Annotated in this window: 14 protein-coding genes; 1 reads left to right on the forward strand and 13 read right to left on the reverse strand. The window is 68.2% G+C overall.

Going from position 1 to position 13,680, the window contains the following annotated elements; all coding sequences use genetic code 11:
• Positions 1-23 precede the first annotated feature (23 nt).
• On the forward strand, positions 24-1,847 hold the full coding sequence (locus ACZ4EG_RS40485; protein WP_453558837.1) for a glycosyl hydrolase family 18 protein: 1,824 nt from the start codon (positions 24-26) through the stop codon (positions 1,845-1,847).
• Positions 1,848-1,862: 15 nt separating this feature from the next.
• Here ACZ4EG_RS40485 and ACZ4EG_RS40490 read toward each other — a convergent pair whose 3' ends face one another.
• From ACZ4EG_RS40490 to ACZ4EG_RS40550, 13 genes are all read right to left on the reverse strand, one after another.
• Positions 1,863-2,309 (reverse strand): DUF2550 domain-containing protein, encoded by a 447-nt coding sequence (locus ACZ4EG_RS40490; RefSeq protein WP_453558834.1) that lies wholly within the window; start codon positions 2,307-2,309, stop codon positions 1,863-1,865.
• Positions 2,310-2,438: 129 nt separating this feature from the next.
• Complete coding sequence (locus ACZ4EG_RS40495) at positions 2,439-2,813, reverse strand: F0F1 ATP synthase subunit epsilon (protein ID WP_453558831.1); 375 nt, start codon at positions 2,811-2,813, stop codon at positions 2,439-2,441.
• Positions 2,814-2,953: 140 nt separating this feature from the next.
• Positions 2,954-4,390 (reverse strand): F0F1 ATP synthase subunit beta, encoded by a 1,437-nt coding sequence (gene atpD / locus ACZ4EG_RS40500; protein ID WP_453558828.1) that lies wholly within the window; start codon positions 4,388-4,390, stop codon positions 2,954-2,956.
• Positions 4,390-5,304 carry a F0F1 ATP synthase subunit gamma gene (locus ACZ4EG_RS40505; RefSeq protein ID WP_390708920.1) on the reverse strand — a complete coding sequence of 305 codons (915 nt, stop codon included), beginning with the start codon at positions 5,302-5,304 and terminating at the stop codon, positions 4,390-4,392. The genes atpD and ACZ4EG_RS40505 overlap by 1 nt, the downstream gene beginning before the upstream one ends.
• Positions 5,305-5,325: 21 nt before the next feature.
• Complete coding sequence (atpA, locus tag ACZ4EG_RS40510) at positions 5,326-6,918, reverse strand: F0F1 ATP synthase subunit alpha (RefSeq protein WP_467794180.1); 1,593 nt, start codon at positions 6,916-6,918, stop codon at positions 5,326-5,328.
• Between the two features lie 131 nt (positions 6,919-7,049).
• Positions 7,050-7,865 (reverse strand): F0F1 ATP synthase subunit delta, encoded by an 816-nt coding sequence (locus ACZ4EG_RS40515; protein WP_467794200.1) that lies wholly within the window; start codon positions 7,863-7,865, stop codon positions 7,050-7,052.
• Positions 7,866-7,870: 5 nt separating this feature from the next.
• Positions 7,871-8,416 (reverse strand): F0F1 ATP synthase subunit B, encoded by a 546-nt coding sequence (locus ACZ4EG_RS40520; RefSeq protein ID WP_453558822.1) that lies wholly within the window; start codon positions 8,414-8,416, stop codon positions 7,871-7,873.
• A 41-nt stretch (positions 8,417-8,457) separates the two neighbouring features.
• Positions 8,458-8,691 carry an ATP synthase F0 subunit C gene (gene atpE, locus ACZ4EG_RS40525; RefSeq protein ID WP_276107404.1) on the reverse strand — a complete coding sequence of 78 codons (234 nt, stop codon included), beginning with the start codon at positions 8,689-8,691 and terminating at the stop codon, positions 8,458-8,460.
• 75 nt (positions 8,692-8,766) lie between these two features.
• Positions 8,767-9,588 (reverse strand): F0F1 ATP synthase subunit A, encoded by an 822-nt coding sequence (gene atpB, locus ACZ4EG_RS40530; protein WP_467794181.1) that lies wholly within the window; start codon positions 9,586-9,588, stop codon positions 8,767-8,769.
• Between the two features lie 225 nt (positions 9,589-9,813).
• A complete protein-coding gene (locus tag ACZ4EG_RS40535) occupies positions 9,814-10,236 on the reverse strand; it encodes a hypothetical protein (protein WP_453558816.1) in 423 nt (140 codons plus the stop codon).
• Positions 10,237-10,553: 317 nt separating this feature from the next.
• Positions 10,554-11,912 carry an MraY family glycosyltransferase gene (locus tag ACZ4EG_RS40540; protein ID WP_453558814.1) on the reverse strand — a complete coding sequence of 453 codons (1,359 nt, stop codon included), beginning with the start codon at positions 11,910-11,912 and terminating at the stop codon, positions 10,554-10,556.
• A 139-nt stretch (positions 11,913-12,051) separates the two neighbouring features.
• The gene (locus ACZ4EG_RS40545) at positions 12,052-13,290 is read right to left on the reverse strand and encodes a serine hydroxymethyltransferase (protein WP_467794182.1); all 1,239 of its coding nucleotides are present in this window, start codon (positions 13,288-13,290) and stop codon (positions 12,052-12,054) included.
• 70 nt (positions 13,291-13,360) lie between these two features.
• Positions 13,361-13,680: hypothetical protein (locus ACZ4EG_RS40550; RefSeq protein ID WP_467794183.1), on the reverse strand; the 320-nt coding region annotated here is incomplete at its 5' end.

The following is a 13,680-nucleotide window of genomic DNA, read 5'->3' on the forward strand; positions in this document are numbered from 1 at the left end:
CCCGAGAAAGAGGGAGGCGCAGCATGCGCTTCAGACACAGAGCCGCGGCAGGGTTCGCGACCCTGTTGCTCCCCCTGGCCGGACTGGTAGGCCTCGCGAGCCCCGCCCAGGCCGCGACGACCGCCACCGCCACCTACGCCAAGACCCAGGACTGGGGCTCCGGCTTCGAGGGCAAGTGGACCGTCAAGAACACCGGCACCACCGCCATCAGCTCGTGGACGATCGAGTGGGACTTCCCCTCCGGTACGTCCGTCACCTCGGCCTGGGACGCGGACGTCACCTCCTCCGGCACCCACTGGACCGCCAAGAACAAGTCCTACAACGGCTCCATCGCCCCGGGTGCCTCCGTCTCCTTCGGCTTCAACGGCGCCGGCTCCGGCTCACCGTCCAACTGCAAGCTGAACGGCGACAGTTGCGACGGCACCACGGTCCCCGGTGACGCGGCGCCCTCCGCGCCCGGCACCCCGACCGCGTCGAACATCACCGACACCTCGGTGAAGCTGTCCTGGTCGGCGGCGACCGACGACAAGGGCATCAAGAACTACGACGTGCTGCGCGACGGCTCGAAGGTCGCCACCGTGACGACCACCTCGTACACGGACAACGGCCTGAGCGCCGGCACCGACTACTCCTACACCGTCCAGGCCCGTGACACCGCCGACCAGACCGGTCCGGTCAGCGGCGCGGTCGCGGTCCACACCACTGGTGGCGGCACCAATCCCCCGCCCACCGGCGACAAGGTCAAGCTCGGCTACTTCACCGAGTGGGGCATCTACGGCCGCAACTACAACGTCAAGAACCTGGTGACGTCCGGCTCGGCCGCCAAGATCACCCACATCAACTACGCCTTCGGCAACGTCACCAACGGCCAGTGCGCGATCGGCGACTCCTATGCCGACTACGACAAGGCCTTCACCGCCGACCAGTCGGTCAGCGGCGTCGCCGACACCTGGGACCAGCCGCTGCGCGGCAACTTCAACCAGCTGCGCGAGCTGAAGGCCAAGTACCCGAACATCAAGGTGCTGTGGTCCTTCGGCGGCTGGACCTGGTCCGGCGGCTTCGGGCAGGCGGCGGCCAACCCGGCCGCGTTCGCGCAGTCCTGCTACAACCTGGTCAAGGACCCGCGATGGGCCGATGTGTTCGACGGCATCGACATCGACTGGGAGTACCCGAACGCGTGCGGTCTGTCCTGTGACACCAGCGGGGCGGCGGCCTTCAAGAACGTGATGTCCGCGCTGCGCGCCAAGTTCGGCTCGAACAGCCTGGTCACCGCCGCGGTCACCGCCGACGGTTCCTCCGGCGGCAAGATCGACGCGGCCGACTACGCGGGCGCGGCCCAGTACGTCGACTGGTACAACGTGATGACGTACGACTTCTTCGGCGCCTGGGCGGCGCAGGGCCCGACGGCCCCGCACTCCCCGCTCACCTCGTACAGCGGCATCCCGACCGCCGGCTTCACCACGGCCGACGCGATGGCCAAGTACAAGGCGAAGGGCGTGCCCGCGAGCAAGCTGCTCATCGGCATCGGCTTCTACGGCCGCGGCTGGACCGGCGTCACCCAGGACGCCCCGGGCGGCACGGCCACGGGCCCGGCGGCCGGCACCTATGAGCAGGGCATCGAGGACTACAAGGTGCTCAAGACGTCCTGCCCGGCCACCGGCACCATCGCGGGCACGGCGTACGCGCACTGCGGCAGCAACTGGTGGTCGTACGACACTCCCGCCACCATCAACAGCAAGATGGCGTGGGCCAAGTCCCAGGGCCTGGGCGGCGCCTTCTTCTGGGAGTTCAGCGGTGACACCAGCAACGGCGAACTGGTGAGCGCCATCAACTCCGGCCTGTCGTAACGGAGTAATGGCCCTCTAAGCAACATTGACGCGCTGACCGGGCGGGGCTGCTTCCAGCCACGCGAGAAATCCGGTCAGCGCGTCTTCGCTCATGGCGAGTTCGAGGCGGATGCCCCGATGGGTACAGGCGAGGATGACGGCGTCGGAGAGCAGCGCCAGTTCCTCCTCGCCCTCGGGAAGCCGGCGGCCGGCCACCTCGATCTGCGAGCGTTCCAGGACGCGGCGCGGGCGGGGGGCGTAGGAGAAGACCCGGTACCACTCGATCCGGTCGCCGTTGTAGCGGGCGACGCCATAGCTCCAGCCCTTGCCGCCGGCGTCGGGTTTCTCCGGTACGTCCCAGCGCAGGCTGCAGTCGAAGGTTCCGCCGGACCGCTGGATCAGTCTGCGCCGCAGGCCGAACAGGAAGAGTCCCACCACCACGAGCGCGACCACGACTCCGCACACAGTCAGAGCGAGGACCATCGGCACCGACCTCCTCGTCTCCTAGGTAACGGAACGGAAAAAACACCCACATCTGCCTCAGCCGCGGCTGGGGCCGGATTGCTCCGGTCCCAGCCGCGGCTGAGTGACGTCATCACACAGTGCGCTGGTTCAGCGCGATGCCGCCGCACGCAGTCGAACGTCCGCGCGGCGCTGGGCGGACGCGTCCGCGTCCGACTTCGCGCGCTCGAGCGCCCGCTCCGCGCGCTGGACATCGATCTCGTCCGACAGCTCGGCGATCTCGGCCAGCAGCGACAGCTTGTTGTCAGCGAACGAGATGAAACCGCCGTGCACCGCGGCGACGACCGTTGCACCATCACTCGTACGGATGGTCACCGGGCCCGACTCCAGCACACCGAGCAGCGGCTGGTGACCGGGCATGACGCCGATGTCGCCGGAGGTGGTGCGCGCGACGACCAGGGTGGCCTCGCCGGACCAGACCTGGCGGTCCGCGGCGACCAGCTCGACGTGCAGCTCAGCAGCCAAGGGTGGCTCCTCGGGTCACCACCCGGCGGTAGTGCCGGGTGTGGGTCAATTCTAGAGGGCGTGGAGAGAGGGGCTGACACACCCCCGCCGGGTGCGACCCCGGAGGGAGGTGCCCAGCCCCTCTCAGATGAGCACGGGGCTCAGGAGACGCCCAGCTCCTTGGCGTTGGCCTTGAGGTCCTCGATGCCACCGCACATGAAGAACGCCTGCTCGGGGAAGTGGTCGTACTCACCGTCGCAGATCGCGTTGAACGCGGCGATCGACTCTTCGAGCGGCACGTCCGAGCCGTCCACGCCGGTGAACTGCTTGGCGACGTGGGTGTTCTGGGACAGGAAGCGCTCCACACGACGGGCACGGTGGACGACGAGCTTGTCCTCCTCGCCGAGCTCGTCGATACCGAGGATCGCGATGATGTCCTGGAGGTCCTTGTACTTCTGCAGGATCGTCTTCACGCGCATGGCCGCGTTGTAGTGGTCCTGCGCGATGTACCGCGGGTCCAGGATGCGGGACGTGGAGTCCAGCGGGTCCACGGCCGGGTAGATGCCCTTCTCGGAGATCGGACGGGACAGAACCGTCGTCGCGTCGAGGTGGGCGAAGGTGGTGGCCGGGGCCGGGTCGGTCAGGTCGTCCGCGGGGACGTAGATCGCCTGCATCGAGGTGATCGAGTGACCACGGGTCGAGGTGATGCGCTCCTGGAGGAGACCCATCTCGTCGGCCAGGTTCGGCTGGTAACCCACCGCGGAGGGCATCCGGCCGAGCAGCGTGGAGACCTCGGAACCGGCCTGCGTGAAGCGGAAGATGTTGTCGATGAAGAACAGCACGTCCTGCTTCTGGACGTCACGGAAGTACTCGGCCATGGTGAGGCCGGCCAGCGCGACGCGCAGACGGGTGCCCGGGGGCTCGTCCATCTGACCGAAGACCAGGGCAGTCTTGTCGATGACGCCCGAGTCGGTCATCTCCTCGATGAGGTCGTTGCCCTCACGGGTGCGCTCACCGACACCGGCGAACACGGAGACACCGTCGTGGTTGTTGGCGACACGGTAGATCATCTCCTGGATGAGCACCGTCTTGCCGACGCCGGCGCCGCCGAACAGGCCGATCTTGCCGCCCTTGACGTACGGGGTGAGCAGGTCGATGACCTTGACGCCCGTCTCGAACATCTCGGTCTTCGACTCGAGCTCGTCGAAGTTCGGGGCCTTGCGGTGGATCGGCCAGCGCTCGCCGTCGTAGGTCTCGTCAACGTTCAGCACCTCACCGAGGGTGTTGAACACCTTGCCCTTGGTGAAGTCGCCGACGGGAACCGAGATGGCGGAGCCGGTGTCGGTCACCTGGGCCTGGCGGACCAGACCGTCGGTGGGCTGCATGGAGATGGTGCGGACCAGGCCGTCACCCAGGTGCTGGGCGACCTCCAGGGTCAGCGTCTTCTTCGCGCCGGCGTTGGCCGGGTCGGCCACCTCGACGTGAAGGGCGTTGTAGATTTCCGGCATCGCGTCGACGGGGAACTCCACGTCGACGACCGGGCCGATGACCCGGGCGACGCGGCCCGTGGCCGTCGCGGTCTCAACAGTGGTGGTCATTAGCGGTCACTCCCCGCGGTCGCGTCGGCCAGGGCGCTCGCGCCACCGACGATCTCGCTGATTTCCTGGGTGATTTCGGCCTGGCGGGCCGCGTTGGCAAGCCGGGAGAGGCTCTCGATGAGCTCACCGGCGTTGTCGGTCGCCGACTTCATCGCGCGCCGCGTGGCGGCGTGCTTCGAAGCGGCCGACTGGAGCAGCGCGTTGTAGATACGGCTCTCCACGTAGCGCGGCAGCAGGGCGTCGAGGACGTCCTCTGCCGAGGGCTCGAAGTCGAACAGCGGCAGGATCTCGCCCTTCGGCGTCTCCTGCGCGACCTCTTCGAGGCGCAGCGGCAGCAGCCGGGCGCCGAGCGCCGTCTGCGTCATCATCGAGACGAACTCGGTGAAGACGATGTGGATTTCGTCCACGCCGCCGTCCGCCGTCTCCTTCTCGATGGCCTCGATCAGAGGCTCCGCCACCTTCTTGGCGTCCGCGTACGAGGGCTCGTCGGTGAAGCCGGTCCACGACTCCGCGATCTTGCGCTCACGGAAGTTGTAGTGGGCGACACCACGGCGGCCGACGATGTACGTGTCGACCTGCTTGCCCTCGCGCTCCAGGCGCTCGGTCAGCTGCTCCGCCGCCTTGATGGCGTTGGAGTTGAAGGCACCGGCCAGACCGCGGTCGCTCGTGAGGAGCAGGACCGCGGCACGGCTCGGGTTCTCCGTCTCCGTGGTCAGCGGGTGCTTGGTGTTCGAACCGGTACCGACCGCCGTGACCGCGCGGGTGAGCTCGGTCGCGTACGGCGTGGAGGCCGCCACCTTGCGCTGCGCCTTGACGACACGCGAGGCGGCGATCATCTCCATCGCCTTGGTGATCTTCTTGGTCGCGGTGACGGATCGGATGCGACGCTTGTAGACCCGGAGCTGGGCTCCCATGAGTCAGGTCCCTTCCTTACGTCACTTGGCGGCAGCGGCCGGAGTGTCCTCGCCGAGCAGCTTGCCGTCGGAGGTCTCGAACTGCTTCTTGAAGTCCGCGATCGCGTCGGCCACGGCCGTCAGCGTGTCGTCGGACATCTTGCCGCCCTCCTTGATGGAGGTCATGAGGCCCTGCTCCTTGCGGTGCAGGTACTCCAGGAGCTCCTTCTCGAAGCGGCGGATGTCGGCGACCGGAACGTCGTCCATCTTGCCGGTGGTGCCGGCCCAGACGGAGACGACCTGGTCCTCGGTGGACATCGGCTGGTACTGGGCCTGCTTCAGCAGCTCGACCATGCGCTGACCGCGCTCCAGCTGCGACTTCGAGGCGGCGTCCAGGTCGGAACCGAAGGCGGCGAACGCCTCCAGCTCACGGAACTGGGCCAGGTCGACGCGGAGACGGCCGGAGACCTGCTTCATCGCCTTGTGCTGCGCGGAACCACCGACTCGGGAGACGGAGATACCGACGTTCAGCGCGGGGCGCTGACCGGCGTTGAACAGGTCCGACTCCAGGAAGCACTGGCCGTCGGTGATGGAGATGACGTTGGTCGGGATGAACGCCGAGACGTCGTTGGCCTTGGTCTCGACGATCGGCAGACCGGTCATCGAGCCGGCGCCCATGTCGTCGGAGAGCTTCGCGCAGCGCTCCAGCAGCCGGGAGTGCAGGTAGAAGACGTCACCCGGGTAGGCCTCACGGCCCGGCGGGCGGCGCAGCAGCAGCGACACGGCGCGGTAGGCGTCGGCCTGCTTCGACAGGTCGTCGAAGATGATCAGGACGTGCTTGCCCTCGTACATCCAGTGCTGGCCGATGGCCGAGCCGGTGTAGGGCGCCAGGTACTTGAAGCCGGCCGGGTCGGACGCCGGGGCGGCGACGATGGTCGTGTACTCCAGCGCGCCGTTCTCCTCCAGCGCGCGGCGGACCGACGCGATGGTGGAGCCCTTCTGGCCGATGGCGACGTAGATGCAGCGGACCTGCTTGTTCGGGTCGCCGGTGCGCCAGTTGTCACGCTGGTTGATGATCGTGTCGACGGCCAGGGCGGTCTTGCCGGTCTGGCGGTCACCGATGATCAGCTGACGCTGACCACGGCCGACCGGGGTCATCGCGTCGACGGCCTTGTAGCCGGTCTCCATCGGCTCGTGCACCGACTTGCGCTGCATGACCGTGGGGGCCTGCAGTTCGAGGGCACGACGACCGCTGGTCTCGATCTCGCCGAGACCGTCGATCGGGTTGCCGAGCGGGTCGACGACGCGGCCGAGGTAGCCCTCGCCGACCGCGACGGAGAGGACCTCACCGGTGCGCTGCACCGGCTGACCCTCCTCGATACCGCTGAACTCACCGAGGACGATGGCGCCGATCTCGCGCTCTTCCAGGTTGAGCGCGAGTCCGAGGGTGCCGTCCTCGAACTTCAGCAGTTCGTTGGCCATGGCCGAGGGCAGGCCCTCGACCTTCGCGATGCCGTCGCCGGCAAGGGTGACCGTACCGACCTCCTCGCGCGAGGCCGCGTCCGGCTTGTACGACTGGACGAAGTTCTCCAGCGCGTCCCGGATCTCCTCCGGCCGGATCGTGAGCTCCGCCATCTGGGTTCCCTGCTCTCCTTGTTGGGCCCGAAGTTTCACTTGGGGGGATGGGGACTCCCCCCTGAACGAGGTGAATCCTCTGCACGGCCCAACCAGGGCCGTAATTACCTTTTTCGATTACCGCGTTGCTGCTAGCTCGCCATGCGGCGGGCGGCGTCCTCAAGACGGTCCGCGAGGGAACCGTTGATGACCTCGTCACCGACCTGCACCCGGATCCCGCCGACGACCTCGGGGTCGACGTCGAGGTTGAGGTGCATCTTGCGGCCGTAGAGCTTCGCGAGGGCGGCGCCCAGGCGCTGCTTCTGCGTGTCACTCAGCGGCACCGCCGAGGTGACGACGGCGACCAGGCGGTCCCGGCGCTCGGCGGCGACCTTGGACAGGGACTCCAGTCCCGCCTCCAGGCTACGTCCCCGCGGCACGGTCACAAGGCGCGTCACCAGACGCTCGGTGGCCGGCTTGGCACGGCCGCCGAGCAGCCGGTGCAGCAGCTCGATCTTGGCCGGGGTGCCGGCCTTGCGGTCGGTCAGCGCGGCGCGCAGCTCGGTGTTCGAGGAGATGATCCGGCCGAACCGGAACAGCTCGTCCTCGACGTCGTCGAGCGTGTGCGCCTTCTCCGCCGCCGTGAGGTCGGCGATGTCCGCCAGCGCCTCCAGCGCGTCCACCAGGTCGCGAGGCTGCGACCAGCGGGAACGGACCAGGCCGGACACCAGGTCGGCGACCTCGCCGCTGACCTGGCCGCCGATCAGTCGGCGCACCAGCTCGGCCTTGGCCTCGCCGGCCTGCGCCGGGTCGGTGAGGACCCGACGCAGCGACGGCTCACGGTCGAGCAGCGCGGTGACGGCCGCCAGCTCGTCGGCGAGCCGCGTCGCGTCCACGGACGTGGTGTCCGTCAGCGCGTCGAGACGCTCACGTGCGGCTGCCAGTGCCCCGCGGCTCGCTCCGTGCATACCCGTCATCGGGTCGCCTCGGCCTTCTCCTCGAGCTCGTCGAGGAAGCGGTCGATCACACGGCTCTGACGGGCGTGGTCCTCGAGGGACTCGCCGACGAGCTTGCCGGCCAGTTCGGTGGCGAGCTTGCCGACGTCCTGACGCAGCGCGACGGAAGCGGTCTTGCGGTCGGCGTCGATCTGGGCGTGACCGGCGGCGACGATCTCCTCACGCTGCCGCTGGCCTTCGGCCCGCATCTCGGCGATGAGCGTGGCGCCCTGCTCCTGCGCCTCCTGGCGCAGGCGCGCGGCCTCGTGCCGGGCCTCGGCGAGCTGAGCCTTGTACTGCTCAAGAACGCTCTGCGCCTCGGTCTGCGCGGCCTCCGCCTTCTCGATACCGCCCTCGATGGCCTCGCGGCGCTGCTCCAGAACCTTGTTGATGTTCGGAAGGAGCTTCCAGGCGAGGAAGCCGAAGACGATGACGAAGGCGAGCAGGCCGATGACGAGCTCGGGGATCGGCGGGACGAGGGGGTTTTCCTTCTCCTCGGCCGCCAGAATGAGCAGCTGGCTCATGTCAGTGCCTTTCGTCTAGGGGGCTGTCGCTGATCGGCTGATCAGGTGCCGTAGACGAACGGCATGACCAGGCCGATGAGGGCGAGCGCCTCACAGAAGGCGAAGCCGAGGATCTGGTTGGCGCGGATCAGGCCGGCAGCCTCGGGCTGGCGGGCCAGGGCCTGCGTGCCGTTACCGAAGATGATGCCGACGCCGACGCCGGGGCCGATGGCGGCGAGGCCGTAACCGATGGAGCCGAGCGAGCCGGAAACAGCGGCAGCAAGGGTCTGGGACATGCCAGTTCTTCCTTCTTCTTTACGGACCGGTGGGGGTTGGCCACCGGACGATCGGGGGGTGGTGAGGCGGGGCGCTCAGTGGTGCTCGGCGAGGGCACCCTGGATGTAGGTGCACGTGAGGAGAACGAAGACGTACGCCTGCAGTGCCTGGATGAAGAGCTCGAAGGCCGTCATCACGATGGTCATCAGGAAGCTGACGCCGGCGTAGGCGATGCCGATGCCGTTCAGCAGGTACCAGCTGGCGATCGTGAAGAGCAGCAGCAGGGTGTGGCCCGCGAACATGTTCGCGAACAGTCGCACCGCGTGGGTGAAGGGCCGCACCAGCAGGTTCGAGAAGAACTCGATGGTCATGGCGAGCGGCAGCACCGCGCCCAGCGACTTGTCGTACCCGGTGACGTTCTTGAAGAAGCCGACGAAGCCGTGGCGCTTGAAGGTCAGCGAGATCCACAGGATGTAGACGATCAGCGCCAGGACGAGCGGGTACGAGATGATCGCCGTCACCGGGAAGGAGGCGACCGGAATGACGGACCAGAGGTTCATCATCCACACGAAGAAGAACAGCGAGACGACCAGCGGAACGTACTTCTCGCCCTCCTTCTTGCCGATGGTCTCGTAGACGACACCGCGCCGGATGAAGTCGTAGCCGGCCTCGGCGACCATCTGCATCTTCCCCGGGACGACCTTGGGCCTGCGGAAGGCCGCCCAGAAGAAGCCGACGATGATGATGGAGCCGAGCAGCGCCAGCAGCATCGTCTTGTTGAAGTACACGTTGCTGTCGGCATCGCCCCACAGGGGCTTGAACAGGAACGAGTGCAGGCCGGGAGCCGGGAAGCCACAGCCGTCGAAGATGTGGCAGTCGGTCTCGAAGGCGAGCACCTGCGTCGGGTCAGCACTCACCGCGGGCTCCTTCAGCATGGCGCATAGGTACGGCAACCTCGTTGTGTCGGCGCGGCGTGCGGCCGCGGTTCGGCACGGGACTGGTGTTACGGATGTGGGGGCGGCTGTGGGGCATCTCGCCTCGCGATTGAGCAGGCGTCAGCTCGGATGCCCGCGCCCGCGATGCCGCAGTTGGCACCGGACGATAGCAGGATCTCTCGTGCGCCTTTATCCCGGCCCTACCTCTCACGACGAGTGCCCGGTCTTTTCGGACTTCTCGGGCTCGACGTAGAGGATCTTGGCCTTCATGTGCGCACGCGCCTGCGCGGCGATCCACGTGAGGGTGCCGACCACGAGCGTGATGGCGAAGGCCTTGGGATTGAACAGCGTGGTGTTCTTGAAGGCGGCGACGAAGACGAACAGCAACAGCAGCTGCGCTGTGTACAGCATGAGCCCCATGGCCTGGAACAGGTGCGGAAGCGATTTGGCAGTGCGCTGCAGGACATAGAGGCCGATCCCCATGAAGAGGATCACCACCAGCGTCGCGACGACGGCCCCCAGCGCCCCCTTGCCGCCCGCGACCACAGCGCTGACGACGGCGGCGAGCGCGCCGACGGCAGCCGTGGGTACGGCGGCCTGGGCCAGGATCCGGACGTCATTGGACGGCATGGCGGCAACTCCGCTTTCACAGGGGGCAGGGTGTCGTCATGGACGAGCGTAGTCCCGGTCAGAGAGTCCTAGACCTCAGGCCATCGGACCGTCGTACTCGGGTCCTTCGGCTCTATCCGGGGTTCTCGTGAACCGTATCACAAACTATTTGATGAGGTCTTTACCTGGCACGTGTGCTCGCCGTCACACATGAGAGTGACCCTGCGCGTCTGTGCGGAAACCGGGGTGAGATGTCTGGTATTGGGGGGCTTTACTCCCCCACGAGTTGGCAATGCTCTAGTCAGATTCTTACCTTGGCGGGCTTACCCGGGAGAACGTCAGCGCGACGAGCCGGCCTTGCGCCCGTCCAGGAACCGCGAACGGGGACCGATGGCGGTCGCGCCGTTGACCCCGGTCAGACCGGCGGGCACCGGGGCGGGCTGCTCCTCGCCGGCCGCCGGGGCCGCCTCGAAGGCCGCGGCGGGGGCGGGGGCTCCCGCGGGGGCTTCGGCGTGGGCCTCGGCCGCGCGGCCACGGCGGTAGCGCGGCGGCACGAAGCGCTCGGCCCAGCGCGGGGCTCGCGGGGTGAACCGGGGCAGCAGGAGCAGCAGCAGACCGATCGCGCTGAAGAACACGACGCCGAGCACGATCCACATCGACGCGGAGTTCACCGAGTAGGCCAGCGCGCCGAAGCCGATCAGCGCCGACCAGAAGTACATGATCAGCACGGCCCTGCTGTGCGAGTGGCCGATCTCCAGGAGCCGGTGGTGCAGATGACCCCGGTCGGCGGCGAACGGCGACTGTCCGCGCCAGGTGCGGCGCACGATGGCCAGCACCAGGTCGGCGGCCGGCACCGCGATGATCGTCAGCGGCAGCAGCAGCGGGATGTAGACGGGCACCGTCTGGTGCACGGCCGCCTTCTCGGAGCCGGTGAACAGGGCCAGCGCGTCCGGGTCGAGCTGACCGGTGATCGAGATCGCGCCGGCGGCCAGCACCAGCCCGATCAGCATCGAGCCGGAGTCGCCCATGAAGATCCGCGCGGGGTGCATGTTGTGCGGCAGGAAGCCCAGGCACATGCCCATGAGGATCGCCGCGAAGAGGGTCGCCGGGGCGGCCGCCTCGATGCCGTACGAGTACCAGATCCGGTACGAGTACAGGAAGAACGCGGTCGCGGCGATGCACACCATGCCCGCGGCCAGTCCGTCCAGGCCGTCCACGAAGTTCACCGCGTTGATCGTGATGACGACGAGCGCCACCGTCAGCAGCGTGCCCTGCCACTGGGTCAGCGCCACGTTGCCGACACCCGGGATGGGCAGCCACAGGATCGTCAGACCCTGCATGACCATGACGCCCGCGGCGATCATCTGGCCGCCCAGCTTGATCAGGGCGTCGATCTCGAACTTGTCGTCCAGGACGCCGATCAGCCAGATCAACGCGGCCCCGGAGAGCAGCGCGCGCGGCTCGTTCGACTTCTCGAAGACCTCGTTGAGGTTGGTCAGATGGTCCGCGACCAGCAGACCCGCGCACAGGCCGAAGAACATCGCGATACCGCCGAGGCGCGGAGTGGGCTCCCGGTGCACGTCACGTGCCCGGATCTCCGGCATGGCTCCGGCCACGATCGCGAACTTACGTACCGGCCCTGTCAGCAGATACGTCACCGCGGCCGTGATACAGAGCGTCAGCAGGTATTCACGCACGGGCTTCCCCACAGGTCTCGCTGGCCATCACAGCCCCACACCCTAGCGACGTACGCATATCAGTGGGGACTTCCGGGTAGCGACGATGGTTGCACGCAAGGCTGTGTACGAGGGTCCACTTCCGCGCGTCTACCCCCGCTCAGCCGGGATACGGCGGAAATCTACCGGCCAGTTCCCGCACCTCGTCACGCGCCCCGGTGGGGTCGATCTCACTTCGCAGCACCCCCGCCATCAGCACGGCGATCCGCGCCATCTCCGGTTCCCCCATGCCCTGGGTGGTCAGCGCCGCCGTGCCCAGGCGCAGCCCACGTGCGTCGCCGTGCGGCAGGGCGCAGCAGTCCAGCACCATCCCGGCGGCCGCCAGCCGTCCGCGTGCGGCGCGTCCGTCGACGCCGAGCGGCGACGGGTCGGCGGTGATCAGATGGGTGTCGGTGCCGCCGGTGGTGACGGCGAGACCCTCGTCGGCCAGCTCGGAGGCCAGGACCTTCGCGTTGGCGACGACCTGATGCGCATACACGGAGAACGCCGCCGTCGCCGCCTCACCGAACGCGACGGCCTTGGCGGCGATGGTGTGCATCTGCGCGCCGCCCTGGGTGAACGGGAACACGGCCCGGTCGACGCGCTCGGCCAGCTCGCCACCGCACAGGATCATCCCGCCGCGCGGCCCGCGCAGCACCTTGTGTGTCGTCGCGCACACGATGTCGGCGTACGGCACCGGGTTGGGTGCCGCTCCCCCGGCGACGAGCCCGATCGGATGCGCGGCGTCCGCGATCAGATACGCCCCCACCTCGTCGGCGACCTCACGGAAGAAGGCGTAGTCGATGTGGCGGGGGTAGGCGATGGAGCCGCACACGACGGCCTTGGGCCGGTGGTTGCGGGCGAGGTGGCGCACCTGGTCGTGGTCGATGAGCCCGGTCTCCGCGTCGACCCCGTACCCCACGAAGTCGAACCAGCGGCCCGAGAAGTTGGCCGGGGAGCCATGGGTGAGGTGCCCGCCGTACGGCAGCCCGAGGGCGAGGACGGTGTCACCGGGCTGCAGCAGGGCCGCGTAGGCCGCCAGTACGGCCGACGAGCCGGAGTGCGGCTGGACGTTGGCGTGGTCGGCCCCGAACAGCGCCCTGGCCCGCTCGATCGCGATGCGCTCGGCGACGTCCACGATCTCGCAGCCGCCGTGGTAGCGGGCCCCGGGATAGCCCTCGGCGTACTTGTTGGCGAGCGGTGAGCCCAGCGCGGCCAGCACGGCCGGGGAGGTGAAGTTCTCGGCCGCGATCAGCTGCAGCGTCGTCGACTGCCGGTCGACTTCCCCCAGCAGGATCTCGGCCAGCTCGGGGTCCTGCCGCCGCAGGACATCGGCCTCAAGGGTATGGGTGACCGACATGGCGGGCTCCCGGGCGGTCGACGGTGACGTAGGTCCAATGTAGGCCCGCCCAGCACGGGCTGCGCGACGTCTACGACCACCGGTGCGACGGCACCAGGAGTTCGCGACGGCACCAGGAGTTGCTGGACACACGGCGCCGACGACCGCCGGCGCGACGCCACCGGAAGCCGCCAGGCACGGAGTCGACCACCACCAGTACGACAACACCGCCAGCCACCAGATGCGCGGTGTCGACGGCCACTGGCGCGACCGCGCACAGGCAGCCACCAGATGCGCGGCGTCTACGGCCACCGGTGCGACGGCACCAGGAGTTGCTGGACACACGGCGCCGACGACCGCCGGCGCGACGCCACCGGAAGCCGCCAGGCACGGAGTCGACCACCACCAGTA

This window comes from Streptomyces sp. NPDC025638, assembly GCF_055558775.1.

Excerpts from the sequence above, each read along its gene's own strand:
- ACZ4EG_RS40485 (WP_453558837.1), top strand. The coding sequence starts at position 24 with ATGCGCTTCAGACACAGAGCCGCGGCAGGGTTCGCGACCCTGTTGCTC.
- ACZ4EG_RS40515 (WP_467794200.1), bottom strand. The coding sequence starts at position 7,865 with ATGCACGGAGCGAGCCGCGGGGCACTGGCAGCCGCACGTGAGCGTCTC.
- ACZ4EG_RS40505 (WP_390708920.1), bottom strand. The coding sequence starts at position 5,304 with ATGGGAGCCCAGCTCCGGGTCTACAAGCGTCGCATCCGATCCGTCACC.
- atpA (WP_467794180.1), bottom strand. The coding sequence starts at position 6,918 with ATGGCGGAGCTCACGATCCGGCCGGAGGAGATCCGGGACGCGCTGGAG.
- ACZ4EG_RS40535 (WP_453558816.1), bottom strand. The coding sequence starts at position 10,236 with ATGCCGTCCAATGACGTCCGGATCCTGGCCCAGGCCGCCGTACCCACG.
- atpD (WP_453558828.1), bottom strand. The coding sequence starts at position 4,390 with ATGACCACCACTGTTGAGACCGCGACGGCCACGGGCCGCGTCGCCCGG.
- ACZ4EG_RS40520 (WP_453558822.1), bottom strand. The coding sequence starts at position 8,416 with ATGAGCCAGCTGCTCATTCTGGCGGCCGAGGAGAAGGAAAACCCCCTC.
- atpE (WP_276107404.1), bottom strand. The coding sequence starts at position 8,691 with ATGTCCCAGACCCTTGCTGCCGCTGTTTCCGGCTCGCTCGGCTCCATC.
- ACZ4EG_RS40545 (WP_467794182.1), bottom strand. The coding sequence starts at position 13,290 with ATGTCGGTCACCCATACCCTTGAGGCCGATGTCCTGCGGCGGCAGGAC.
- ACZ4EG_RS40490 (WP_453558834.1), bottom strand. The coding sequence starts at position 2,309 with ATGGTCCTCGCTCTGACTGTGTGCGGAGTCGTGGTCGCGCTCGTGGTG.